Here is a 26,550-nt window from a genome sequence, read left to right as displayed (position 1 = left end):
AGCGCGATCCTCTTTGTTTCTTTAATGACCTGTTACGTATGATGGCACTGGGGCTCGACGTATAGCCTAATGGTTGAAGCTCATTAACCTTTGGTTCCCATAGCGATCCACGAGATGACCGCGTTCGGTTCCGGTGTGAATCTTGTGCGCACGACCTCAACAACCGCATACTTCTCATTCTTGGATTTGAGCGAGGTATAGCATGTCGATTGATTTGTCATTGCGACAACCACATAGTTCGAATTGCCGAATGCTTCTTGGAATGGAATTGTAACTTCAATCTTCTCGTCATGCAGATTAAAGGTGAACGGTGTCATACCAAATTGCTGCAATGTGGCTCCATTCGAAGCAACGGTCTGAACAGGCTGGAAGGATAGCTTCTCTGGGGTAACGGATTGATTCTGCAACTTATCCGTACCAATACTATCTGTCTGAACATGCCAGGAAAGAATCGATGACGGCTGAATATGGCGTGATACGATCGTTTGAGCCCGAATATGATCCGTCGTCACTTCATCCGGTCCAATATGCTGACTTTGAATAATTCCTTCAACCAGATGGTGGGATTGAATCACTTGCTCCTGCAAATGCCCCGCTTCAATCTGCTGACCACCGATATGCGCTGTAAGAATCGATCCGGGGGTCACATGGGCAGAGGTCACTGCAAGAGGCGCTATTTTATTCGAAGTCACAGACTCATCGGCCAGAACATCACTGGTTACACTGTTTTCTGGTAACTCTATCGTCATGGAGCGAGACATCGCTTGGATACAATCCAGTGTCTCGATTTGCAAATGCTCAACGCCAATGGATTGCTTAGCCAGTTGCTCACAGCCAATAACCTCAAGAGCAAGCTTATCTCGCGTTACAGCACTTTCTTGCAGATGATCCGATGTAATGCTGCCTGCTACCAAATGATCGCCCTTAATACTTCCCGCTTGCAGCTGCCTTGCGCCGACGCAGCTTTCGCCAAGATGTGCTTCGGTCACGCTGCCAGCTTGTAGATGAATACTGCTAATGATGCCTTCTTGCAGAGATTCACTGCCAATTGCGCCTATTTGCAAATGTGCTGTGCCGACAATACCTTCCTGCAAATGCTGGCTTCCGATGACACCGGCTTGCAGATGACTCGATGTGACAGAGGCTAGGGCCAGATGCTCCCCTTGAATGGATTCCTTCGCCAAGTGGTTACCCCTTACGGATTCGACGGCAAGATGTTCTGCATGAACAGCTTCCATCGAGAGATGCGCCTCTGTTACGGATTCGGATGCAAGCTGCTCTCGACCCACTGCATTTGCCGCTAGCTTCTCCCGCGTAACCGCGCCATCCATAATGTTCACGTCATGAACACTGCCTACCTGCAAATGCTGCGTTCCTACACTATCTTCAAGCAAGTGGTCCTCTGACACGGATCCAGACTGCAAATGTTCCGAACCTACGATGCCTACACGTAAATGCTCACTGCCGATAATTCCATCTTGCAGGTGTTCACTGCAGATCGTATTCACTTGGATATGATCCGATGTAACGGACTCATGAGCAAGATGCGTCGTATTGACTAATTCCGTCGCCAAATGCTTGGATGTGATCACGCCAACACCGAGCTGATCGCTGCCAACAGCATCTCTCGCTAATTTCTCCCGTGTAACGATCTCATCGGCCAGACTCTCCGTCTGTATACTGCCTGTTTGCAAATGTTCGCGTCCAATGGATTCATTACCTAGATTTACACGCTGCAGCAGCCCTGGCTCCAAATGCTCCATCGTGACCGAACCCATTGCAATGTGTTCGGATTTCACAGATTCGTAAGCAATATGGGCTGTGTCTACAGATTGATTCGCGAGCTGCTCTCGGCCGACTGCACCTGCACTTAATTTATCTCTCGTGATGGCACGATCCTGGATGTTCCGTGTCTGCACGCTAGCTTCCTGCAAATGATCGCTTGTTATTATGCCTTTACGCAAATGTTCTGTCGTTACGGATGCAGATGCAATATGCTCGGATGTGATCGCGTCGCTCATTAAATGTTCCGAAGTCACGGATTGATCCAGTAGATGCTCCCGTCCTACGGCTCCCTCACTTAACTTGTAACGGGTAATCGTACCATCCTGAATATGACGAGATTGAACACTAGCATCCTGCAAATGCTCTTTACCGATCAGTCCATTCGTTAAATGGGCGCTCTGAATCGTATCCGACTGCAGATGACGTGACGTAATGGCCCCATCTGCAATGTGTTGTGATTGAACCGCTTCGCGAGCAATATGCGATTCGCTAACCGCATGCTCTTCGAGCTGCTCGCTGCCAACAGCACCTCGCCCGATTTTACTCCGAGCAATAGCCCCATCCTGTACGTGTAGTCCTTGAACACTATTTTCTTGCAGTTGATCACTGGCGACAGTATTCTGCTGCAAATGCAGTGTCGAGATGCTGCCTGCTTGCAGATGATCGCTCGAAATCGCTCCGCTCGTGATGTTCTCTGATCTTACGGCATCGTAAGCGAGATGCGAGGAATTCACAGATTTTTGAATCAACTGCTCCCGGCCAACAGATCCGTCACTTAATTTATCTCGCGTAACTGCGCCATCCTTCAGTTGATTCGAATGCACGACACCCGCTTGCAGATGTTCATTTCGAATAATGCCCTGCTGCAAATGCGCGCTTCCAATAATGCTGTCATTCAAATGCGCGGCTGTAATGATTTGCGGTTGCAGATGCTCCGAACCGATCACTTCCATGGAGAGGTGAGCTGAGGTTACCGTGTCATGCATCAGTTGGTCGCGTCCCACCGAATCTCTGCTCAATTTATTGCGTGTAATCGTCCCATCCTCAATATTCCGATTCTGAATGATCTCTTCCTGCAAATGACTATTATCGATAATTCGTTTCTGTAGATGCGGCCCTTGAATAATTTCCAGCTGTAAATGAACTTCGTTAATGCTAGAAGGCTGCAAGTGATTGGAATCCACCGCTCCTGAAGCTAAATGCGAGCTCTGAATCGCATTCTCTTCAATCTGTTCTCTGCCTACTGACTGTGGGCTGAGCTGCTCGCGCATAATGGAACCGTCTTGCAGATGCCTTGTATGAATAGCCCCTTCCTGCACATGTTCACTGCTAATGATCCCTTGCTGTAAATGAGCACTCTGCACAATTTTCTTCTGCAGGTGAGTCGTCGTTATACTATTCGGCTGTACATGCTCCATGCCTACAGATCCTGACGCCAAATGAACAGAGGTTACCGATTTATCGACGAGATGTTCCCGTCCTACAGCACCCTCACTCAGCTTATCGCGCGTCACGGCGCCATCCTGCAAATTCTTCGTGTGAACGATACTATCCTGTAAATGATCATGGGTGATGCTCGATGACTGCAAATGATGGCTCTGAACGACGTTATCGAGAAGATGAGTGCTGGAGACGATGAGCGATTGAAGATGTTCCGATGCGACGGAGCCCTGGGCCAAATGCGATGAAGATACGGACCGCGGTGCGAGCTGTTCACGTCCTATGGATGCCTCGCCAAGCTTCTCGCGGGTAATTGATCCATCCTTCAGGTGACTCCCGCTAACAGCTTTCTCTTGCAAATGCTCCTCTTGTACGATGCCTTCCTGCAAATGTTTGCTCAGAATGATCCCATCTTGCAAATGCTCCGTCCCAATACTACCCGGCTGCACATGCTCTTGACCTACGGCTTCTGCGGCCAAATGGGTGGAGGTCACCGACTTCTGTACCAGATGCTCCCGTCCAACAGATCGATAACTGAGCTTATCGCGCGTTACAGAGCTATCCTGTAAATGTCGGGCTTCCACAATACTCTCCTTCAAATGGCTGCTTCCGATAATTCCAGATTGCAGATGTGCTTCTTGAATACTCCCTTCTTGCAGATGCACATCAGAGATACTGCGCGGCAGCAGGTGATCGGACCCTATCTCCATCGCTCCTATATGGACGCCTTCTACGGCTCCCGCACTAATATGCTCGGATAGAATCGAATCCTCAGCCATATGATCGGCCGTCACCGACTTGAGCGCCAGCTTATCACCGGATACAACGCGGTCATTCAGTTTATTCCGCGTGACGCTTTGATCCTGCAGCATACCGGTATGAATGGCATTGTTCTGAATGTGCAGTTCCGAAATGGACTGCTCACGCAAATGATGTGGAAGAATAACCCCTTCTTGTAAGTGCTCTGTCTGAATAATATTCGGCTTCAAATGGTTGGAATCAATAATGCCCGGCTGCAAATGGCTGTTACCCACGCTTAGTGGATTCAAATGTTCTGCCTGGATTGATCCCACAGCCATGTGCTCGGTCTGAATGGACTCCGGTGCGATTTTGGAGGCTGATACTGCGCCTTGTGCGAGTTTAGATTCCACGATACTTCCAGCTTGCAGCTGCGCGGAGCCTACCGAGCCCGTCTGTAGATGTCCTTCTTGGATCGCTTCTTGCTTAATATGCTCGGCGAATATTGATCCTTCTGCCAGATGCTCTGGCTGAATGACGCCATATTGAATATGCGATGACTGAATCGAGCGAGGCTGCAGATGTTCCGAGAGGATGCTTCCCGGCTGCACATGCTGCGATTGAATGGCAGCTTGCGATATTTTATCCGGTGTAATCGAGCTGGATTGCAGCTTCTTGCCTGCCACGGAGAGATCTGCAAGATGGTACGATTCGATGACACCCGGCTTGATTTTGCCGCCGACGATGCTTTCTTCCGGCATCCAATCCGAATTCAATACATCTTGGGCGAGATGCGCCGTCGTGATGATCCCTTTCTTCAGATGATATCCTTGAACGGCCTCGACTCTCAGATGCTTGCTGGAGATCACTTCAAGTCCAACATGACGGCCTTCAATCGCTCCCGAGCTAATCTTCTCACTCGTGACGGACTGATTCTGCAACATATCCGTTCGGATGGCATCCTGCTGAATATGACGTTCTCCCACAGCATGATCCTCGAGGTGCTGCTCCTGAACCGACTCATCTTGGATATGGAAAGAAGTAATGGCTCCAGGCTGAATTTTGTCTTGCCCCACGGAGCTTGACGCCAAATGATCTTCCGTGATGCTATCGATGGCTAGCTTATCACTCGTCACACTGCCGTCCGCGAGCTTCGCTGTCGATACGCTCACATCGCTTAGATGTTGGGACTGGATCGTTTCTTGCATTAGATGACTGCTGTGAATGGCTTGATTGCGAATATGCGGCCCATCAACAGAACCGATGGCCATCTTGTCACTGGTAATACTCTGTTTCGTAAGCTTCTCTGAAGTAATGGATCCGTCCTGTAACTGTTCCGTGCCAACCGCATCGAATTGAAGATGCTCTGTCCCGATAATCTGATCCTGTAGATGCTCGGAGCTAATCGCCTGTTCTGCAATAATTGGCGAAGTCACAGCACCAGCGGATAGATGTGATGTCATAACAGCTTCGTATCCGATTTTTGAGGAGTTAACACTCTGATCTGCCAGCTTTGGTGTTGTAACAGCCATGTCATTTATTTTATCTGTGGAGACACTCTCTGGAGAAATTTTGAGCGATGTCACGGCATGATCTGCCAGATGGTGGGAGAATACCGTACCAGGTCCGATATGTCGGTCACGGATCGCATTGGATGCGATTTTCTCCGCAGATACCGCCTCGTTCTTCAGCATCGGTTGACCGACGGAGAACATCTGGAGATGCTCACTGCCAATCGAGCCTGACTGAATGTGGAACGATTGAACAGCTTCTTGCGCAATCGCCTGTGATGTGACGGACTTCTCTGCGATATGGAAGGCCTGAACAGCGTCATCGGCCAGAACATCGGCAGTGACACTTTGAGAAGCCAGCTTCGCTTCCGTCACGGAACCATCGACGATGGCTTCGGTTAGGACACTATTCTTCGCTAATTTATCGCTCGTAATGGTTTCATTTGCCAAATGTTCGGTATGAATGCCTGCAAGTTCGATGTGCTCCGATTGAACCGCACGATTGTTAATCTTATCGGATGTCACGGCGCTTCTGTTCAGATGAATCTCCATGATCGCTTGATCTTGAATATGCTCCGGTCCTACGGACTCTGATTTCAAATGGCTTGAACCGATGGCAAGCGGAGCAATTTTATCGGAGACCACAGTGTTCTTAGCGAGGTGACGGGATTGAATGGCTTCATCGGCTAACTTCTGCGGAATGATGCTCTGATCCGCAATTTTGGAAGTCGTCACCGCATGGTCTACGAGTTTTACGGTGGATACCGCTTGATCTGCAAGCTTCGGCGATGTAATACTCTGATCCGCAAAATGCCATGTCTGAATTTCAGATACACCGATATGCTGCTGCTTAATCGCGTCATCTTGGAGATGCGGTGTGCCTACAGCCTGCGAGTCGAGTAAAACCGACGAGATCGAATTCGGCTTCAAATGCACCGAATGAATCGCGGCAGGCAAGATATGATGGGAATCAATCTGAGCGTCCTCGATATGATCACGTTGGATTGACTTCTTCGCGATATGGCGTTTCGTTACAGCGCCTTCCTTCAGGTGGACGCCAACGACACTGCCCGGGAAGATTTTACTCTCCGTTACGGATTCATCCTGCAGCTTATCTGATGTCACCGCACCATCGCTAAGCTTCGAAGTATCGATAACGTCATTCGCGAGGTTCTCGGTTTGTACCGCACCGCTGCGGATTTTCTCGGAGGTAATCGATTGGTTCTGTATAAGATCGCTGGATACGATAAGCGAAGCCAAGTGTTTCGTCTGAATAGAACCTTCTGCGATTTTATTCGAATCGATGGTCTTGTCGGCGAGCTTCTCAGATGTAATGCTTCCGTCTTTAAGCTTCTCACCCGTGATGGAACGATCGCGGATTTTACCACTGGTGATGGATTGACGGATGAGGTGTTCACCGGATACCGATTCTGGAGCAATTTTGGCGGCGCTAATGGCTCCGTCTGCAATCTTAATGCTCTGAATGGCATAATCCTTCAGCACGTCAGCGCCAATGCTCTCCTTCTTGATCTTCGATCCGTCAATCGAATAAGGGGCGAGCTTCTCATTCGTAACGGCACCGTCGACAAGATCGTCGGTATAGACGACCCCTTTATTGCGCCCGAACGGAGAGAAGATCCGCGAGAGGCTGTTCGCTTCATCGTATTCCTGTTGTTCAAAGGCTTCTGGCACTTGCTGTACCTCGACCTTCACTTCTTGGACTGCTTCGCTCTTGACCTCCTCAACCTTTGGAGGTTCAGACGAGGCTTCTGGCGGTGTCACTACCGCTTGAGGCTCTGACTTCGATTTGGATCGCGCTCTGACGGCTGCGCGTCGTTCTTCAACGGATTCGCTTGCGGTCTTGTTCCCTCGTGTGGACGGGGGTTGCGTGGCGCTGTCCGCTTCCGCCGCAACTTCAGATGGCGGCTTCATCGCAGATGCTCTTCTTGCTTCCAGCTTCGTCCGTGATGCAGACGATGCCGAAGTATCGGATTCGGATGATTCCGGTCGCTGCTCTAGTGGCGCGGGCCCGGATTCCGTGTCTTTCGAAATCTCAGACTTCAAGCCCTTCGCAAGCTTCTGTTCTTGTAAATTGACTTCCGGCTCGGATTGCAGCTGCAGCTGAGCTTCTTCTATCACTTGGCTAAGGACATCTTCCAATGGGATCAATATTTCAGTGTCATCGGATTTCGAATTTGTTTCAGGCCGAGTCGGAAGTGGAGTCATCGCATTAATCGATACATCCTTATCTTCTTGGGGATCGACGGCCGCCTGCGTTTTGTTCGCAGTTCCGAGCCAATTTAGTTCGCGAGAGTTCGGGTTATCGACATAATAAAGCGGCTTTTTCGATTTCGTCGATCTCGCCGATCTTTTCGGTTTTTTCATGAGCCCTCTCCTTCCTGCATAGATCGTCATTTGCATCATATGCACTCGACTAGGACCCTGTCACTCGCCTAAGCCCTGAAAAAAGAAAAACACCGAACGAATTTCCTTCGGTGTACGCTTGAAAAATCTGCTATAAGAACTCAATCAAACACTGGCATGTTGTTCGATTAGGCTGGCCCAGCGATCCGCTGTATGCTGCCATGTGAAATACTTCTGCACCCGCTCCGCACCTGCCTGACCCAACCGATGTTGGAGCGAAGCATCTCGCAGAATATATAGGATATACGGGACGAGTTCCTTCGTGAGCTGCTGCGTGTCTACGAGGAACCCTGTTATATGATGCTGCACAATCTCACGGATTCCGCCTGTCCTCGCAGCAACCACAGGCACCCCTGCAGCCATGGCCTCCACATTGACAAGCCCGAATGCTTCATCCCGTACGGAAGGGACAACGACAACATCAGAAATGCTGAACCAGCGTGCTATCTCATCATAAGGGACATACGGTATAAACTGTACATGATGCGGGATTCTCCGTGCCATCCGCTCTAATTTACGAACATAAGCGGTCCGTCGTCTTGAACCATAGAAGGCGCTGCCCACAATGACCAGCACAGCTGAAGGCTCTATCAACGCGATGTACCGCATCGCTTCCAGCAGATGATGCACCCCCTTCTGGGGATTCAATCTTCCTGCGAATAATATGATTCGCCGTCCCGATAACCCTTGACGAATCTTCCAGTCATTAGTTACATTCCTATACCCGAATTCACTCTTATGAAGCTGGAACTGCTCAGGATTGACCCCAAGATGATTTACGACAATTTTCGCTTCCATATCACGAAACCGACTAATAAGGTGCTCCTTCATGAACATACTGTTCACCATTATCTGATCCGCACACTGCAGTGCGCGGCGCAAGGTTCGATCCGGTATGACGGTCTTCGAAATATAGGTCATCGAATGCAAATAGAGAAATACACACGCATGCGGCATACGCTTCTTGATCGCCAGGACATATCTGGGTCGATTCTCAACTTGTATGATGTCTGGTCTAAGGAAGAGCAGATGCATGATCACCGCTTGGATGTAACGCGCTCCGCTTCCGTATGGAACCCGATAACAAGGTACGCCATGAACCGTCCCATAGCTAGGAAGATGCTTCACAGTACGGCCAAAAATGTAACAATGGAGCCGATGCTGCACCAGCGGAACGACTTGCTCAACCACCCGTTCCACCGAGCTGCTTCGCACCGAAGGAATCGGAAAGGAGCCCGGTGTAACAATTGCCACGCTAGGTCGTCCCATCGTATTTCTCCCTTCCAGAGGATATTCAAAAAATCATCTTTTGCCCACATCAGAATGTGAACATTCTGATTGGCGAATAAACCTACCTTAATAGCGGTCGCTCATCATCGAATGAAATGACTTCGATCAAGGTTTATCTCATCACGAAGTATTTTCATGATGTGGATTCGACATCGAATCTTGCGTTCACCCTCGAAGAGCCTCTGCTTACGAAGTATGTTTCCTTCAGAAACATTTCAGGTACTCATTTAGGTTTTGCCTAAATTAAACTCGCACGAATGAATACTTCTATATCACAGCATATACACCTTCGTCCGAGAACGATCATGACTTCGCCAAAAATGGTCAAATCACCGTCAGCAATCGCCTTTTCGAAACATCCACCTAACTCATACTCTAATATACAAGCATCAAACGTTTATGTATCCGATAGAACAGGAGGAGAAAAGCTCATGGGGGGAGCCTATGTGGGCATATTACTCAATGCCAGTGCGTATCGCGGCATACCGTTAGGTAGGACGCAGAACGAATCATTATCCGCCTACGAAGAGGCCGGTCAAGAATTCGGAATCATCCCGTGTTATTTTCGCCTCGCAGATATTCAACCAGGGGAGCCGTTCACAACCGCTTATGTCAAGTCGAAGTATGGGTATATCCAAAAAAGTGTTCCCACGCCCCGTGTCGTGCACAATCGAGCGATCTATTTCAAAACCGATTGTTATCACCAGATTCGATCACTCATCGCGAGCGGGATTTATATCTTCAACGAAGAAAATCGTTATGGGAAGCTATACGTTCATGGATTGCTCCAGCATGATCTGATGCTCAAGACACATTTGCCGGAGACCCTTCCGCTCAGCAATGTGAACCTGCAACAGATGATGGAACGACATACTGAACTGATCTTGAAACCCAATAACAGCAGTCTAGGGCGCGGGGTCATGAAGCTCCGGTGCATCCATGGCACTTGGCATGCAACCTACCCGATCACAGGCAGAAGGACCGTCTGGAGAACGGTCAAATGTCGTATGGGTGAGCTGCCTGGCGTCATCCAGCGTAAAATTGGAAAAGAACAATATCTTATTCAACAATATATTCCACTCGCGAAATACCAAGGTCGTCCCTTCGACCTAAGAGTATCCGTACAGCGAAACGTGAACGGCGAATGGCAGATCACCGGCATGATCGCACGTGTCGCCGCCCACCATCGGTATGTCACCAATCTCGCTAGAGGTGGCACCAGCTTGCCTGCGGATAAAGTAATCGCAAGAGCTCTACCAACCCTTTCCAAAGAGTACCTCATGAATCACGTTAGCTTCCTCTCTATGTATATTGTCAAACGCCTGGAAATGACACTCCCCCATCTCGCGGACGTAGGGCTCGATATTGGCCTAACCCAAGAAGGCGTTCCCATGTTCATCGAATGCAATGGCCGGGATCAGCGCTACAGCTTCCGCGAAGCGGGACTGACGCAGGTCTGGAAGTCAACCTTCCGCAACCCAATCGCGTATGCGAGTCATGTATTGAAGCAATCTCATTAAGATGAAGAGCCCCACAGGCCTGATGAAGACTTGCGGGGCTTTTGGTGTTAACTATCTGTCTATTGAAATTACAGTAAAATATATCCTCCATCCGGGAACAACGTACTACCCGTCGTGTAACCATTACTCATCAAATAAAGCACTGTATGGTCTGCTACTTCCGTATAACCAACTCGTCCAAGCAGATTCATTTGAGCCTGGATTCCTGTCCGATCCTCGCATACGATTCTACCTATCATGGATTCCATGCAACATAAGGGCACGGTTTGCACCCCATTTACTTCCTATCATGAATTCAAGCAGGATAGAGGCCTCCATTTAACACTTTTTAGCCCAATCACACAAAGTAAATGCAAAAATACAGGGTAGTCCTTAACCGGATACAAATGCATAGAAAGTTACTGCAAATATCCAGTGTAGGCAGCAGAGGGTGACACTGCGGCATCATCACGCGGCTTTTTAATTAACTCTTTTCAAAGCTAATCAATAGATCCCCTTTTGCCGTCGCCCTTCCTTCATCACCAATCTTCATCGTCTTGAACAAAGTAGGATCCATGACGGTAACCGTAACGCTTTGAGCGTTATCCTTTAACAACATAACCGTTCACGATTGTACTGTATTCGCCGCTCCCATAACCGTAAAACCTAACAAGAAGAACTCCAAAAGTTAATCTACTGCACATGACTTGAAAATCGTTAATTTCCTCTACAGCATGGCGACAGTCTGTCTCGGCTTATCTCCCACGAACACTCGCCCCGCCATCTTCCGTATTGATTTACACTGCGTTATATGGCAATATAACGGATGAGAAGGAAGGGTGAAAGAAACATGGCCAAATCATTGCTGCGGTTAATGACCGAGCTCTCCTCACGGAAGTGGATCTCACAGTTGACGGGGAAGTTCGCCCATTCCAGCGCAAGCCGGCATCTCATTCCGAGATTTGCAAAGATTTACGGAATATCAATTGAAGATGCGGAGAAAGCATTACATGAATACCGTACGTTGAATCAATTTTTTACAAGACGGCTCAAGCCGGGACTTCGTCCGATCGATCCGAATCCGGATACCCTCGTCAGCCCTGTCGATGCACTGATCACAGGAATCGGTCCGATTGAAAATGGACTGCTGCTGAACGTGAAGGGGCAAGATTACACGATCGAGGAGCTGCTCAATCAATCCCCTTATACGCAAAAGTATAAGCATGGAACTTATTTCGTCCTCTATTTAAGCCCAACTGACTATCACCGCATTCATACGCCTATCGCAGGGAACTTGGTTGAATCCGAGCATGTACCGGGAAAAGTCTATCCGGTCAACGATTTTGGACTCCATCACATGAAGCGGGTGCTTAGCCGGAATGAAAGGCTAATTACATACATACGTCATCATTTTGGTGAAGTGGTTGTTGTGAAGGTCGGCGCGATGAATGTCAGCAGCATTCAATACGTGAAACCGCTGCCTAAATCGTGGGAGAAAGGGCAGGATCTCGCCTATTTTGAATTTGGATCCACCGTCGTCCTGCTCACAGAGAACGGCACCTTCACCCCGCGAAGCGATCTAGCGCTCGGCTCCACAGTCAAAATGGGCGAAGCACTCGGTACAATCCATCCAAAAGCCTAATCTGGACGTGAGTGTGAGATTTGCCCTTTTCAAAATATTGGCAACTATGTTAGAATAGCGTTATGTGAAAGGGCAGCACTGCCCGAAGCTATACCAATTATTGCATAATCATGCAAAAAACGCCCTACATCCTTGGCGGGATGGAGAGCGTTCATAAAGGCCATAAGTGTTGGCGCACCTGCGGCCTTGACAATAGATCGCCTTCATAGGCGGCCGGCTGCATAGCATCGTATCCGAAGACCTCCCTTATCCGCGAAGATAAATCAAGGGAGGTCTACTTCTTTTTCATGTACGAAAGTAAAGTAATGAGAAATAGCCCAAATGAGAGCATCAATGTTAATGCATCCTTTACTTCCATAGTAACACCCCCTCCGTCCTCCGACTTGTTAGGAATGCAACCGTTCACCTTAGTCTATTGTGTTTTGATTATAACATATTTTTCCAAAATAGGAACATGCTTTGTGTGAAATCCTTCTTTATTCCTAATATTTCTAACGAATCTCCGAAGGACTTTTTCCAGTATACTGCTTAAATTGTCGACTAAAGAAGAAAATGTCCCGATAACCGAGCGCATCCGCGACTTCAGTCACATTCATCCCTGCATGGTGCAGCAAATGCTCCGCCCGTTCGATCCGCGTCCGAATAATGTAAGACTGGACGGAAGCGCCAATCAGCTCCTTGAATTTAATGGAAAAGTATCGCGGCGACAGCTGCGCCCGCTTCGCTAAATCTTCCACGCGATGCTGCACGCTCGGATGCTGACGAATATAGTTCGCGATCTCATGGATCACTTCGGTGATCTGGTTGCTCACTTTCTTCTCCACCGGTACCTCCTGCTCTTCCCGAAGCAAATGAATCATCATCTGCTTGAGCATCAGCTTCGCCTCAACATCGGCGGCGAACGTCTGCACGAGGAACAATCGAACATAACGAGATAATAAATATTCAAAATCAAGTGTATCCTGGATCACTCGATAACGAGCGGGAATAAGATTCAAGGCTTCTTCAATATCAAAGTGAATGTACGTAAGGACAAGCGGTTTCTGTGGATTATGCGTCGCACTCGTGTGATCCCCAGGACGAAATAAGAAGCAGCTACCCTTGCCCACTTGGTACGGCTCATCGTTCAGAATCAATTCGCCTTCGCCGCTCCATACATAGAACAGATCGAAGTTTTCAAGCGGCTTTTCCCGCTTGGCCCACTTCCAGTTCGGTTCACATACGATTTTGGCAAAAGCTGGTTTTAATACAAATGATGAAGGTGATACATCAATCATCGGATTCCCTCCTACTGATCTGCGAAAGCTTTCTTACGACAATCTTCATTGCTACGTGTTATATATGTGTCTATCTTCCCATGCTGTCTTCATCCTCAGAATGCCCTGAAGAAGCTCTTCCTCTTGTAAATGCGCAAATCCAAAACAAGCAGCATTCTGCGTACTTGGCAAATAGAGATACCTCCTGTCGTCTGTCCAGCCAACACCATGCGCTGCTGCGGAGCATCGGAAGGCCTCATAATCCTTCGCCGTTCCTTTCCACGACGCATAGACATGCATCCCGGCATCACAAGGTAATACATTAAACAAATGACCGACATGTTCCTGCATCATTCGATAAAAAAATGCATATTTCCTGCTATATATTCGGCGCATGCGACGCAAATGGCGTTCATAATGCCCATTCTGAATAAAGGCTGCTAGAGCGCGCTGCTCGATCATCGAAATGGGACTCGGCTCGTAGATCTCCTTCGCACGCCGCATCGGTTCAACGAGGCACATCGGCAATACTGCATACCCGATTCGAAGCCCTGCGTACATCGTCTTCGAGAAAGTCCCCACATAGACAACACGGCCTTCAAGGTCCAGCGACTTGAGCGGCTCAATGGGCCTGCCGCCATACCTGATCTCACTATCATAATCGTCCTCGATAATGACGCCATTCCGCCTTGCTGCCCATGCGAGCAGCTGCTGTCGGCGTTCTAGACTGAGCACAGCACCCGTTGGGAACTGTCTGCTCGGTGTGACGAAGACCAGCTTCTCCTCCCAGTCTTGCACCAAAATCCCATGTTCATCCACCGCATTCGGTTTCACGATGCCTCCAGCCGCTTCGATCGCCCGCTTCATCCCCATGTAACCCGGATTTTCGACGATCACGCGGTCCCCTGGATCGATGAGCAGCTGCGTAAGTAATGCGATCGCATGCATCGAACCGTTGAAAATAACGACTTGCTTCGCATCGGCTTGAATCCCGCGCATCCGACGTAGATGGAGCGCGATCGCCTCGCGTAACGGGACATGACCTAACGTATCCGGATGTTCCGTATCCATTCGGGTGGACTCGAGCTGCCGAATTTCTTGATAGAGTACATGGTTCCAGGCGTCCGTGGGAAAAGCATCCACCACCATCTTGCCCATCTCTAGGCTAATGTACGGCTGCTTCAGTGACTCCGGCCAATTTTCACGTGGCAATGGCATCCCCTGTGTGGCCCGTCTCCCCCATGCGGAGAGCGCAATGTGTTGACTGCTCTCCGGATCTGTCCCCTGCGGCTCCTGCAGCTCATAGGTTACATAAGTCCCGCTGCCAATCGCAGCAGTTACATATCCCTCAGCCAACAGCATGTCATACACTTGATTAACCGAACCGCGAGACAGCTGATACAGGTCCGACATTTCCCGCGTCGAAGGCAGCTTCGCGCCATGCGGGATTGTCCCTGCAAGAATCGCTGCGCGAAGGGCATGAAATAGGGCCAAATATTTATACCGGTACTCCTGCAAATAGGATGCAAATGGCACACCAAAATCCATTTCCGTACCCCCTCGCACCATTCCATCCATCTCACGACGAAATGGTCTATTAAAAATACTCTAAATTGGTTCTTTTTTATTGTCAACTTCCCCGTTATTGTTAGTTGAAAAAGATGAGCCAGGGGGAAGAACCATGCGTAGAAAAGAATTTTCGATCCAAGAAGAACAAGAAATTGAATCCTTTTTAGCGGAGATGACCTTCGGATTTCTAGGCACGATTAGTGAGGATGGTTGGCCGCATATTACACCGCTGAATTATGTGTACTTCGAAGGCGATATTTATTTTCATGGCAGTAAAATTGGGGATAAGATGCGGCAGATGAAAAAGGATGCGCGCGTCACCTTCTCGGTAGCCAAAGAGTATGCGATTATCCCGTCGTATTTCACCGAGCCGACTTATGCTTGTCCAGCAACGGCCTTTTTCAAATCGGTTCTGCTCAAAGGCACAGCTTCGATTATGGAAGATCTAGAAGAGAAAGCCCGCGTCTTCGCAGCCTTCATGCAGAAATTACAGCCCGAGGGCGGTTATGCCCCATTCGATATGTCGGATCCGAAGTATGCTAAACAGGTGGCTGGCGTAGCTATGGTTCGCCTCTCCGTCGAATCGATTACGGCCAAGTTCAAATTCGGACAAAATGCTTCCGAAGCGAAATTCGATCAGATCACATCCGGTCTCGCAGAGCGCCAATTGGATCTCGATGAAGAGACCATCGCATTGATGGAAAAATATTGCCCGCACCACCAGTGAAAATTCCTATCCTGCAAGTGACGGTTGCCTTCCAAAATGCTATAATATGGGGAATGTGTTTAGGCACGAATAATCATGAAACCTCTGAAACTGATTCTGGAAGGATGACAAAACAAATGAATCCATTAGCCCAGCAATTGAACAACACTCTGCAAGAAGAAACACCACATGTATACGCGATGTTATCAACTTTAGGGAAGCAGATCTACTTTCCAAAGGAAGGCATTCTGAGCCAATCGGCAGAAGCTGGTAGTAAAGCGAAAAAATATAATGCAACGATCGGAATTGCAACCGAAGGCAAAGGACCAATGCACCTGAGCATCATTCAGGACACATTGTCCGCATATCAACCGAAGGATCTCTATCCTTACGCACCTCCGCAAGGCAAACCTGAGCTGCGTACTGCTTGGCGGAACAAAATGCTTCATGAAAACCCATCGCTCGAAGGCAAATCCTTCGGTAACCCGATGGTAACAAATGCATTGACACACGGCCTAAGTATCGTAGCAGACTTGTTCGCTGATGCAGGCGATGTGGTGATCTACCCGGATAAAAACTGGGAGAACTACGAGCTGACTTTCGGTATTCGCCGCGGTGCAGAAATCGTGAATTTCCCTCTCTATACAGCAGATTATAAATTCAACAGCGAAGGACTTCGGGAAGCGATTCTTGCGCAACGTGACAAAGGCAAAGCCATCGTTGTATTGAACTTCCCGAACAACCCAACGGGCTACACGCCAAGCATCGAAGACGGTGACGCGATTATCGCAGCGCTTCAAGCGGGTGCGGAAGCGAGCATTAAGCTTGTTGTCGTAACGGACGATGCGTACTTCGGACTCTTCTTCGAAGATTCCTTGCAAGAATCGCTATTCGGTAAATTGGCGGGGTTACATCCGAACATCCTGCCGATCAAAGTCGACGGCGCAACCAAAGAAGAATATGTATGGGGCTTCCGCGTTGGATTCATCACATTCGCATCGGAATCAGCTGCCGCACTTACGGCATTGGAGCAAAAAGCACTTGGTATCATTCGTGCGACGATCTCCAGCTGTTCGCATCCTTCACAGACTTTCGTGCTTCATGCGCTAAATTCGCCGGAGTTCGAAAGCCAGAAGCTTGAGAAATTCAACATCATGAAAGGCCGTGCGAATAAGGTCAAATCGATCCTCGACAGCGGCAAATACGGGGATGTATGGGAATATTATCCGTTCAACTCCGGTTACTTCATGTGCTTGAAGCTGAATACCGTGGATGCCGATCAACTGCGTGTACACTTGCTTGATCAATATCAGATCGGAACGATCGCCCTTGGCGAGACAGATCTTCGTGTAGCGTTCTCCTGTATTGAAGAAGAGTATCTGCAAGATCTATTCGATACGATTTACCAGGGCGTATTGGATTTGCAAGGCTAATATAGCTTAATATGTAGGGTTCGTTGGCGGCTTGTGTGGCGGCTAACGAACCCTACATTGCTTATTGGCGCAAAATACCGTGTTTTGAAATTCTAACGAACTCCAGCGGCGCTATTGTCTTCAATTTCGCCCAATTTCACCTGAATTTGATCAAATAGCGATAACTGAGTTCGTTAGCACAAAAAAATACGATTTACTAGAGAATAAGCATGATACGGTTCGTTAGCGGGTTAGCGGAGATGTGTATTATCCATCAGTCGGATGAAATGATCGAGCGCAGCGGAACGCCACTTCTTCGGGTGCATCACCCATTGCAGGTAGATGCGTAGGTCGGGGTGGTGGAACGGGATGACCGCAAGACTCCCACGTTGAATTTCTTCCTCCGCAACAACGCGCGGCAAGAGCGCAATCCCAAGCCCCTTCATCACGCAATGCTTGACCGCCTCCAAATTGCCCAGCTCGAAGACAGTACGATACCTAATCTTCGTATCTTTCAATAGCAGTTCGAACATACTGCGGTACAGGCAGCTTCCTTCCGTCATAATGAATTCACAATCTTCGAGATCCGCAATCTCGACCTGCGCCCGTGTCGATAGGGCATGTCCAGGCTCAGCAATAAGAACAAGCGGCTCTTCACGCACAACCTGACATTGCAGAGCAGGATCTGCCGGGATCCGGTCGAGCAACAAGCCAATATCGTAATCCCCTTCCTTCACCTTCGCGAGCAAAACATCTTCACGGTCCGGGAATAAATGAACGGATAGTCCTGGGATTTCCACACGCAGCTGCTGCAAATACGTCGGCATTACATAAGCAGCGAGCGAATCGATCGTTCCGATCGTCAGCGTGCCGCCCATTTGCTGCGAGATTTTCTCCATCGACTCCGCATACAAATCCAGCATCGGCAGGACGAACTTCAAGAGTTCTTCCCCTGGCGGCGTCATCCGCATCTGTCTGCCAGCCCTCTCGAATAACGTAACCCCGTACGCCTGCTCTAGCTTCTGAATTTGTGCCGTAATGCTAGATTGCGCGTAACCCAGTGCTTCAGCTGCACGAGTAAAGCTGCCTCGTCTTGCTACCTCGCGGAATGTCTGAAATGTCGTCATATCCATCGCTCGTCCGCCCTCCACTGAATCATCAATATTTTCGATACCTATGATCACTTATTATAGATAACTCCGATGGAATATTCCATGATAAGGTGGAAGAAACGAATCATCGCATCATCCACTTGAAGGAGGACTCCTATTCATGCTAAATGAACACCAACTACACGGCGTCTACGTTCCCGTCGTGACACCATTTGACGCAAATGAAGAGCTTGATCTGGAATCGCTGCATTATCTCGTATCGACCGTAGCGAAGAGTGCCGTGCATGGCATCGTGCTGAACGGTACGACAGGCGAATCGCCATCGACCTCGAAAGAAGAAATCGAACGCATGATGGCAACCGCACAAAGCGCATTAGCTGACTCCCGCATCCCTATTGTCCTTGGGGCAGGCACCAATGATACCCGTTCGACGGTATCCCGCATCGAACAGGCTGGTAAGCTTGGCGCAGAGGCCGTACTAGTCGTCGTCCCTTACTACAATCGTCCCTCGCAGCAAGGGGTCGTTGAGCATTTCCGCAGAGCGGCGCAGGTAGGCGTACCTGTCATTCTCTATGAAATTCCACACCGTACCGGGCTTAAGCTCAAACATGATACGGTTCGTCGAATCCTCGATATCGATGGTGTGATCGGGATGAAAGACAGCACGCCGAACACCGATCTTGTGACAGCACTTGCGCAAGGCTCAGAGACGAAGCCGATCCTATGCGGCGAGGATACGCTGCTCTACGCTTCCTTATCCGCTGGAGCGAAAGGCATGATGTCCGCATCCGCCAATGTGCATACCGATCGATTCGTCACGTTCTATAATACATTTGTAGCTGGTCAGCACGCCGATGCTGAAGCGCAATTCAACGCGCTGCTGCCGTTGGTCCGTCTCCTTTTTGCCGAGCCAAATCCCGCACCACTCAAATGGCTGCTTCACGAGCAAGGCATCATCAAGCATGAAAGCTTACGACTACCGATGCTCCCGATCAGTCCTGAGCTGCGTGAACGACTCTCGCCTTATGTTCAGCAGTTACAAACCTAGACTATGGCGATTTCGGATAGCGTACCACAGGCCACTTTTCCTTGCGGAGCGCGTTCAGTAGTTCGTCTCCCACATCCAAATTATCTCGCACGAGATCACGTGGGGTGAGCGCCATCCATTGGTTCAAGGAAATGTCAGCGAACCGGTCGCTCTTGAACATCTCAAGGAACCACAGCGTATCCGTGCCTGTGTTCTGAATATAATGCCCGAACGCAAACGGCACGTACCCGACATCGCCTGCCCGGTAATCGAAGGTGCGTGCTGCTCCATTTCCCCCGAATACCGTCATCCGCCCCTGCCCCGTCAAATAATACTGCCACTCATCATTGTTCGGATGCCAATGCAGCTCTCGCATGCCGCCAGGCAGAATCTCCACCAATGCAGCTGCGACCGTCTTCGAGATTGGAAAGTTCGTAGAATCTACAATGCGTACGCTTCCTCCCGGTGTGATAATCGGTTTCTGTGCCAGCAATTGATGCTTGAAGCTTAGCGGTATCGTTCCATAAGGGGACTGAACCTCCTGGCTGTCGATCGAACCTGGCACTTGATCTTGAAAAATATAGACTTGCCCCTTAGGAATATCCTCAAATGCCTTCTCAGGCACGCCAAAATTCGCTGCGAGCACATCACGCGGCGTATGTGCGAACCAATCGGATATCGATAATGTATTCAGATCAGAGAAGTGCCCGTCATCAAAGACCAATAGAAATTCGCAACCATCCTCAAGCCCTTGAATCGAATGTGGAAGCCCCGGTGGAAAATACCATAGATCTCCATGACCGACATCCGCAATAAAATTTCGTCCCTCGGCATCCACCGATGTGATCCGCGCTTTGCCCATAATCATGAAGGCCCATTCCGCTTGCTGATGCCAATGTAGTTCACGTACGCCTCCTGGCGTTAATCGCATATTGACGCCGGCGAGCGTGGTTGCGATCGGCAGCTCTCTTACCGTAATTTCCCGGGACCAGCCGCCTTGATTGAGCTGCATATGTGTATCCGAGAATGAGAATCTCATGTTCGGAATGAGACCGTTATCCGTAACCGGCGGAACGAGCATATTCGGATTCTCGCAATCCCGCATCACATCACGAGGCCCAAGGTCGGTTGCACCCGCACCGTCCTCGCGCCGGATTGGCTGTGGAATATCCCCGTTCCTAGCTCCATTTCCCGTTGAAGTTCTCTGACGGTGTTCCATCAGACTCACTCCTCTCGCATTGACTTTTCACAAGCGACATCATACATCACCAAGTAACCTATGCTCAATCCGTCTCGTCCTATGACTTGAATCTACTAGCAAACTCTGATAAGATACTGAACAAGCGTTCAGTATGTATGATTTTGGGATAATGATCCGTCCTACAAGTGAGGGGATTCTGATGAATAAGAAGCAAATCCAGAGTGAGCAGACCAAGAAGCGGATAGCTGATGCGGCTAGGGCTCTTTTCACACTGAAGGGGTACAAAGCCACATCGATTGAAGATATTGTCGAAGCGACAGGAAGCAGCAAAGGGAATATTTATTATCATTTCAAAAGTAAAGAAGGCTTGTTCCTCCACTTAATCGATGAATGGGATCAGGAATGGGAAGTGAAGTGGAAGCAGAAGGAATCACAGTACAAGACGACGACCGAGAAACTATTCCAGATTGCCGAAGAGCTGGTGCTCGATGATCTGAATCACCCGCTGACGAAGGCTGCCGATGAATTCTTCTACACCGAGGAAATTACGCCCGAAGCGGAAGAGAGAATTGCAGAGATGGTTGCGCGCCACTTGGTGTTCTATCAAGATTTACTACAGGATGGCATCCAGCAAAGCGAATTCAAGTCGCTGAACGTGGAATATATGGCTATCATTTTGGAAAGTCTAACCTACGGGCTAAATCAAATGTCACGGAAATCGACGCTTGAGGAGAAGCTTGGGCTCTATCGAATGGCGATCCAAGTCGTCCTTCATGGCATTGCAACCGAATCTTAGCGATGCTCAACATAACTCGGCCCTCTCTAGTAAACGAAAGGGTCGAATATTTTCATAAAATATAGACCGAACATTCAGTATTATTCTATTTTTTCAACAGTTAAGGAGATTATTATGTCATTATTACTACGTAATCGAGGGGCCTTGCTGCTCCTCATGTTAAATCTATTTCTAGTCTTCACCGGTATTGGCCTCGTCATTCCGATTATGCCAACGTATATGAACGAGCTTCATATTTCCGGAAGTGTCGTTGGTCTGCTCGTCGCAGCATTTTCGGTCACCCAGCTCGTCTGCTCTCCGATCGCAGGGCGTCTTTCCGATACATTGGGTCGTAAAAAAACGATCATCGCCGGTCTGATTGTTTTCGCGGTCTCCGAATATTTATTCGGTGCTGCGAATGCACCTACACTCTTATTCCTCTCCCGGATGCTCGGAGGGGTGGGCGCGGCGCTCATTATGCCTTCCGTTATGGCTTACACCGCTGATGTGACGTCGGTTGAAGAGCGTGCCAAAGGGATGGGGCTCATCAATGCAGCAATTACAACCGGCTTTATTATTGGTCCAGGAATTGGGGGGTATATTGCAGACTTCGGGATTCGTGTGCCCTTCTACTCTGCAGCCGTCGCTGGGGTCGTCGCAGCTGTCCTTACCTTCTTGATCCTGCCAGAATCTCGGTCTGTGGAGAAGCGTACCGCAGCCAATAACGAGAAACGAAAGAAACAACCTCTGATCAAGCAGGTTCTTCAATCTTATCGCGAGCCGTACTTCATCAGTCTGATCATTGTATTCGTGTGTTCATTCGGCCTCGCCAATTATGAGACGATCTTCGGCCTGTTCGTGGATCACAAATTCGGATTCACAGCGAAAGATATTGCCTTCATTATTACATTCGGTTCCATCGCAGGCGCTGTGGTCCAGGTCACAATCTTTGGATGGCTGCTTAACCGATTCGGTGAGAAAAAAGTGATTAGCACCTGTCTGCTCATCGCAAGCATATTCGTTCTCCTAACACTCGCTGTTCACACGTATTGGCTGATTATTGTCGTCACGTTCATCCTGTTCTTGTCGATTGATATCTTGCGACCGGCGATCGGTACGCAAATGTCCAAGGTAGCCGAAGACCAACAGGGGTATATTGCCGGGTTGAACTCCGCATTCACGAGTCTCGGAAATATTGCCGGTCCTGCTGTAGCAGGCGTCCTGTTCGACATGAACTTGAATTTCCCGTACATCTCAGCGGCGATCATCCTATTCCTTGGGTTCATTTTGGCCCTCAGATCAAGACTTAGCGCTCCAGATCCGGTTCAGATGAAAGTGAAAAATAACGAATCATAATTAGTAAAATGACGAAGAGCGCTCCGATGGGGCGCTCTTTTTCGAATCCGCTATATCCTCCCGTCTCGCTGGTGACCGCGAAGGAGAATGCTCCTCCGGGTGGAACGGCTGTCTTCAATGGATAGGCGTCTGACACTTGGGAGATTGCAAGTATGGTCCTTTAATGATCTCTAGTATAGTGGACACCTCTCAACCGCGGATTTATGTAAAATTTGCTAAACCCTATCGAATTCGTTACGATGAATCTAATAAATTGCATCTATGAAACAGCGACCCATTTACTGAGGAGGAATTCTATAATGAGTACCGTATCCATCATTCGTGACCACTTGTTACATGAATTAGAGCATGGCGTGATCAGCACACAACGATTGGTTGGTCTCATTACAACCGAACAGTGGGATTATCGTCCACAGGAGAACATGCGCTCCTTACGCGAGTTGACACACCATCTCGTCATGATCCCTGCAACCGATCTCGCTATTATCCAGGAACAGGATGGCTCCGAATTCGCGCGCATCGAAGGCAGTATTCAGGACGTAACGGATCCACAGCAGTTATGTGATAGTATGCAGCAGAGCTACGAAGCACTGAAGGACTATATGGTTTCCCTGAATAAAGAAGATTTTCTGAATAAATTAGAAGACTACCGGCTGATTGATGATTGGTGGAGATGATCCGCGATCGAGGTGTGATCTTCTCCTCAGCTTATCGATAATGCTTGTCTAACCAGACCGACCGTTTCTACCTCTAACGCCCTAGCCCGCTCCAGAAGCGGTATCATTTGCTGTACCTGCGTCTTCGATACGGGCTTGCCAAGATGTTGATTCCCATTCCAGTCCTGCATGAGCACCTCTTCCGACATCACCCGATAGATCTCCCATACTTCTTCAAATTTTGCTGCAATATCAGCTAACCCGGATATTCCCATCCACGTCTCCGATAACTTGCGAACATACTCCGCAGCACACATTTTCGATTCCGCATAGACCGATACCAAATATCGCAGGCCGAAATCCTGATAGGATGCCTCTCTTAGCGATTGAATCCAGTTATCATACGCCTTGAATCCACATTGGAAATCCGGTGCAATATGCTCCTCTTTCTCCATTTCGTTCACATAATAATGTAACGAGTCTCGGTACACTTGCTCGCAGTCATAAGGCACACGCTCAATTGGAATTTGATAATGAAGAAACGGGGCGGGTGAGAACTTCTTCGCAATATTCGCATACAGCATCGGATCACTGCCAAGTGTACGGTTGAATTTATCCACACCATCTACGTGGAATACGCCATCTTCATCATCGTACCCGTAAATCACCCCGAACTCTCCCGTATCGATAGCCCAAGCTATAACGCCGATTCCGCGATCGATCGAAGCTTTAATATGTTCAACAGCGCGTATTCGGGCTGCTTCATAGGTTCGTGCTCCCGGCTCATAATGATAGACCTCCGACAACACGCCAATCCGATCCAACGCATTACGATGGCGCCCTACCCAATCGTAGACGGTAACCGATGCCACATCGCAGTGCTTATGTATGATCAATTGAAAAGCCATTCCTGTCATCCCCGCCATCTCGCTAAAAGAGAGATCCGTCATTTGCGCTGCAGATAATACACCATGTATTGCACCGAGATAGGTCGTCCAACATGGACTTAATCTTGCTGTCGTTGTTCCAGCTTGAAAAGATGCTTGAGTCATCGAAAAAAACCTCCATCTTCGCTGTTAGCGTTTTGATTCGTAAATTCGTGTTCTTGAATTTTTGAACTACCTCAAATATAACATAGGGGTGTGCCATATATTGTCATATGGTATTGTTAGATGGAGGTGATTTTGAATGGAGCTTAAACACGAACATTCATCCGCTATCCAGAATAGTAGAAAAAAAGCGGATAGCTACATACATTCCCCTGCTGAGCAGCAGAGGCTGTATAAAAGAACACTGCTCATTGTCGTTATTTCTCAGATTTTTGGCGGTGCAGGTCTCGCTGCGGGGGTAACGGTTGGGGCTCTATTAGCCCAAGAGATGCTCGGGACAGATAGCTATGCCGGAATTCCGGCTGCCCTGCTCACATTAGGTTCTGCCTTATCCGCTTTTCTCATCGGTCGATTCTCCCAGCGTTCGGGGCGGCGGCTCGGGCTCGGCCTAGGATTTCTAGTGGGTGGAATAGGCGCGATTGGCGTTGTCATGGCTGCAATCATGAGTAATATCATCTTATTGTTCGCCTCGCTGTGTGTATACGGAGCGGGAACCGCAACCAATCTCCAAGCTCGTTATGCAGGGACGGATCTAGCGGGGCCTACCCAACGAGCAACAGCCATTAGTATTGCCATGGTCTCGACAACCTTTGGCGCCGTAGCAGGTCCGAATTTAGTCGAGCCGATGGGTCGGTTCGCCCTCTCTATGGGAGTTCCTGCATTAGCAGGCCCATTTATGCTAGGAGCCGCAGCATTTACCCTTGCCGGACTCGTATTACTTGCATTTCTCAGACCTGATCCGCTGTTGATCGCGAAGAGCTGGGATAGGCAGCAACCGAAGAAGTCTGCTGAATCGAACCCGTCTGCAGATCAATCTTCTATCGTCAACAATCGTGGGATCATTGTGGGAACAACCGTCATGGTCTTAACCCAAATCGTAATGGTTGCCATCATGACGATGACACCAATCCATATGAAGCACCATGGACACGGACTGAGTGAAGTGGGACTCGTTATTGGAATCCACGTCGGTGCCATGTATTTTCCTTCTCTTGTTACAGGTATCCTCGTGGATAAATTGGGACGGACTTTCATGGCTTACACATCTGGAGTCACACTGCTCGCTGCAGGGTTACTCGCTGCCATCGCACCAGGGGATTCCCTCATTCTCTTGATTACGGCCCTTGCACTATTGGGACTAGGGTGGAATTTAGGATTCATTAGCGGTACGGCTTTGATCGTAGATGCGACCACAGCATCGACACGTGCCAAAACGCAAGGAACGCTGGATGTACTTACGGCATTAGCGGGAGCAGCGGGCGGAGCCCTCTCCGGTATGGTCGTTGCGTCAAGCAGTTATGCCGTATTGTCTTACGCAGGAGGGTTTCTCTCCCTGTTACTGATCCCGGTTGTGATCTGGACGCGGCGGAAATCTGCGGCGTCGAAATCATCCGCGATGTAACTGGTGCATCCGATCGAGATATTGAATGAGTTTCTGCCGTAACCATTTGGGATGCGTAATGACGAATGTCAATCCCGAGGCTAACAGCGCAGGGATAAATTCATAGGAATCATAGAATTCAAATATTATGGCCTGTTCTTCATTCCGACCTCGGTAATATGGCTGTAACGAGGTCGGAATGCTGTTCAGTGATTTATCCCGGGATTCTAGTCTTGCCACAGCTTGAAATGGTATGATGCCATCTCGTTGAATCTGATGAATCTTCATCGATAGGTTTAGCGGTCTGCCCGAAAGACGTGATAATAGCGCTGCTAGTTCCGTGAACGTTCCCGTTGTGCGACGATTATGCTGAGCTAGAACCTCGTAATGGGCTGCTAAAAAAGATAGCATTTCTTGTTCGCTCTCAGTAATTTGTGGGCCTGGAATTACAAATGATTCATCCTCATAATAATATCCTCTACGACGAGAACAATAGGCAATTGGCGCTCCGAGTGAATCTCGCATATACTCGAGATCCCGCATCGCTTGTCTTCTTGAAATTTCGAATTGTTCCTTGATCGCGTCAACATTCGGATAATTTCCCCTTCGAATGCATGTATCAATCCACTGTATACGGTGAAGTGATGCCAAGCAATCACCC

Annotated in this window: 20 protein-coding genes; 9 read left to right on the top strand and 11 right to left on the bottom strand. The window is 48.9% G+C overall.

Annotated elements, in window-relative coordinates:
- Nucleotides 1-83: 83 nt before the first annotated feature.
- Nucleotides 84-7,859: a WIAG-tail domain gene (locus ACFQZR_RS10140; RefSeq protein ID WP_379345410.1), complete on the bottom strand. Its 7,776-nt coding sequence runs from the start codon at nucleotides 7,857-7,859 to the stop codon at nucleotides 84-86.
- Nucleotides 7,860-8,003: 144 nt separating this feature from the next.
- Nucleotides 8,004-9,167 (bottom strand): glycosyltransferase family 4 protein, encoded by a 1,164-nt coding sequence (locus ACFQZR_RS10135; protein ID WP_379345408.1) that lies wholly within the window; start codon nucleotides 9,165-9,167, stop codon nucleotides 8,004-8,006.
- A 452-nt stretch (nucleotides 9,168-9,619) separates the two neighbouring features.
- Between ACFQZR_RS10135 and ACFQZR_RS10130 the strand changes: the two genes are divergently transcribed.
- The gene (locus ACFQZR_RS10130; protein ID WP_379345406.1) at nucleotides 9,620-10,708 is read left to right on the top strand and encodes a YheC/YheD family endospore coat-associated protein; all 1,089 of its coding nucleotides are present in this window, start codon (nucleotides 9,620-9,622) and stop codon (nucleotides 10,706-10,708) included.
- Nucleotides 10,709-10,776: 68 nt separating this feature from the next.
- On the opposite strand, the gene ACFQZR_RS10125 is transcribed toward ACFQZR_RS10130, so the two are convergent.
- Complete coding sequence (locus ACFQZR_RS10125) at nucleotides 10,777-10,956, bottom strand: hypothetical protein (RefSeq protein ID WP_379345404.1); 180 nt, start codon at nucleotides 10,954-10,956, stop codon at nucleotides 10,777-10,779.
- 215 nt (nucleotides 10,957-11,171) lie between these two features.
- The gene (locus tag ACFQZR_RS10120) at nucleotides 11,172-11,306 is read right to left on the bottom strand and encodes a hypothetical protein (protein ID WP_379345402.1); all 135 of its coding nucleotides are present in this window, start codon (nucleotides 11,304-11,306) and stop codon (nucleotides 11,172-11,174) included.
- 231 nt (nucleotides 11,307-11,537) lie between these two features.
- Between ACFQZR_RS10120 and asd the strand changes: the two genes are divergently transcribed.
- Complete coding sequence (asd, locus tag ACFQZR_RS10115) at nucleotides 11,538-12,329, top strand: archaetidylserine decarboxylase (protein WP_379345400.1); 792 nt, start codon at nucleotides 11,538-11,540, stop codon at nucleotides 12,327-12,329.
- A 274-nt stretch (nucleotides 12,330-12,603) separates the two neighbouring features.
- Here asd and ACFQZR_RS10110 read toward each other — a convergent pair whose 3' ends face one another.
- The 3 genes from ACFQZR_RS10110 to pdxR all read right to left on the bottom strand — a co-directional run bounded on the left by ACFQZR_RS10110 (nucleotide 12,604) and on the right by pdxR (nucleotide 15,133).
- Nucleotides 12,604-12,687, bottom strand: coding sequence for a putative holin-like toxin (locus ACFQZR_RS10110; RefSeq protein WP_018759281.1), 84 nt, complete (start codon nucleotides 12,685-12,687; stop codon nucleotides 12,604-12,606).
- A gap of 133 nt (nucleotides 12,688-12,820) precedes the next feature.
- Nucleotides 12,821-13,606 carry a helix-turn-helix domain-containing protein gene (locus tag ACFQZR_RS10105; RefSeq protein ID WP_018759280.1) on the bottom strand — a complete coding sequence of 262 codons (786 nt, stop codon included), beginning with the start codon at nucleotides 13,604-13,606 and terminating at the stop codon, nucleotides 12,821-12,823.
- A 51-nt stretch (nucleotides 13,607-13,657) separates the two neighbouring features.
- A complete protein-coding gene (gene pdxR, locus ACFQZR_RS10100) occupies nucleotides 13,658-15,133 on the bottom strand; it encodes a MocR-like pyridoxine biosynthesis transcription factor PdxR (protein WP_379345398.1) in 1,476 nt (491 codons plus the stop codon).
- A 133-nt stretch (nucleotides 15,134-15,266) separates the two neighbouring features.
- Here pdxR and ACFQZR_RS10095 point away from each other — a divergent pair, with 133 nt between their 5' ends.
- Both ACFQZR_RS10095 and ACFQZR_RS10090 read left to right on the top strand, forming a co-directional pair.
- Nucleotides 15,267-15,881 carry a pyridoxamine 5'-phosphate oxidase family protein gene (locus ACFQZR_RS10095; protein ID WP_379345396.1) on the top strand — a complete coding sequence of 205 codons (615 nt, stop codon included), beginning with the start codon at nucleotides 15,267-15,269 and terminating at the stop codon, nucleotides 15,879-15,881.
- Between the two features lie 116 nt (nucleotides 15,882-15,997).
- Nucleotides 15,998-17,293 carry an aminotransferase class I/II-fold pyridoxal phosphate-dependent enzyme gene (locus tag ACFQZR_RS10090; protein ID WP_379348792.1) on the top strand — a complete coding sequence of 432 codons (1,296 nt, stop codon included), beginning with the start codon at nucleotides 15,998-16,000 and terminating at the stop codon, nucleotides 17,291-17,293.
- A 230-nt stretch (nucleotides 17,294-17,523) separates the two neighbouring features.
- On the opposite strand, the gene ACFQZR_RS10085 is transcribed toward ACFQZR_RS10090, so the two are convergent.
- Nucleotides 17,524-18,405 carry a LysR family transcriptional regulator gene (locus ACFQZR_RS10085; protein ID WP_379345394.1) on the bottom strand — a complete coding sequence of 294 codons (882 nt, stop codon included), beginning with the start codon at nucleotides 18,403-18,405 and terminating at the stop codon, nucleotides 17,524-17,526.
- A gap of 139 nt (nucleotides 18,406-18,544) precedes the next feature.
- Between ACFQZR_RS10085 and dapA the strand changes: the two genes are divergently transcribed.
- Nucleotides 18,545-19,432 (top strand): 4-hydroxy-tetrahydrodipicolinate synthase, encoded by an 888-nt coding sequence (gene dapA, locus ACFQZR_RS10080; RefSeq protein ID WP_379345392.1) that lies wholly within the window; start codon nucleotides 18,545-18,547, stop codon nucleotides 19,430-19,432.
- A 1-nt stretch (nucleotide 19,433) separates the two neighbouring features.
- On the opposite strand, the gene ACFQZR_RS10075 is transcribed toward dapA, so the two are convergent.
- Nucleotides 19,434-20,630: an oxalate decarboxylase family bicupin gene (locus ACFQZR_RS10075; protein WP_379345390.1), complete on the bottom strand. Its 1,197-nt coding sequence runs from the start codon at nucleotides 20,628-20,630 to the stop codon at nucleotides 19,434-19,436.
- Between the two features lie 181 nt (nucleotides 20,631-20,811).
- Here ACFQZR_RS10075 and ACFQZR_RS10070 point away from each other — a divergent pair, with 181 nt between their 5' ends.
- From ACFQZR_RS10070 to ACFQZR_RS10060, 3 genes are all read left to right on the top strand, one after another.
- The gene (locus ACFQZR_RS10070) at nucleotides 20,812-21,408 is read left to right on the top strand and encodes a TetR/AcrR family transcriptional regulator (protein WP_379345388.1); all 597 of its coding nucleotides are present in this window, start codon (nucleotides 20,812-20,814) and stop codon (nucleotides 21,406-21,408) included.
- Nucleotides 21,409-21,522: 114 nt separating this feature from the next.
- Nucleotides 21,523-22,743, top strand: coding sequence for an MFS transporter (locus ACFQZR_RS10065; RefSeq protein ID WP_379345386.1), 1,221 nt, complete (start codon nucleotides 21,523-21,525; stop codon nucleotides 22,741-22,743).
- Between the two features lie 299 nt (nucleotides 22,744-23,042).
- Nucleotides 23,043-23,420 (top strand): DinB family protein, encoded by a 378-nt coding sequence (locus ACFQZR_RS10060; protein ID WP_379345384.1) that lies wholly within the window; start codon nucleotides 23,043-23,045, stop codon nucleotides 23,418-23,420.
- A gap of 26 nt (nucleotides 23,421-23,446) precedes the next feature.
- On the opposite strand, the gene ACFQZR_RS10055 is transcribed toward ACFQZR_RS10060, so the two are convergent.
- Nucleotides 23,447-24,451 carry a hypothetical protein gene (locus ACFQZR_RS10055; protein WP_379345382.1) on the bottom strand — a complete coding sequence of 335 codons (1,005 nt, stop codon included), beginning with the start codon at nucleotides 24,449-24,451 and terminating at the stop codon, nucleotides 23,447-23,449.
- 136 nt (nucleotides 24,452-24,587) lie between these two features.
- Here ACFQZR_RS10055 and ACFQZR_RS10050 point away from each other — a divergent pair, with 136 nt between their 5' ends.
- Nucleotides 24,588-25,910, top strand: coding sequence for an MFS transporter (locus ACFQZR_RS10050; protein WP_379345380.1), 1,323 nt, complete (start codon nucleotides 24,588-24,590; stop codon nucleotides 25,908-25,910).
- Here ACFQZR_RS10050 and ACFQZR_RS10045 read toward each other — a convergent pair.
- Nucleotides 25,896-26,540, bottom strand: coding sequence for a hypothetical protein (locus ACFQZR_RS10045; RefSeq protein ID WP_379345378.1), 645 nt, complete (start codon nucleotides 26,538-26,540; stop codon nucleotides 25,896-25,898). The two genes, ACFQZR_RS10050 and ACFQZR_RS10045, sit on opposite strands and share 15 nt — an antisense overlap.
- Between the last annotated feature and the right edge of the window lie 10 nt (nucleotides 26,541-26,550).

The sequence above is a fragment of the Paenibacillus sp. GCM10027629 genome, assembly GCF_042676425.1.
Lineage (GTDB): Bacteria > Bacillota > Bacilli > Paenibacillales > Paenibacillaceae > Paenibacillus_K > Paenibacillus_K terrigena.
This window is presented reverse-complemented; position numbering and strand designations above follow the sequence as displayed.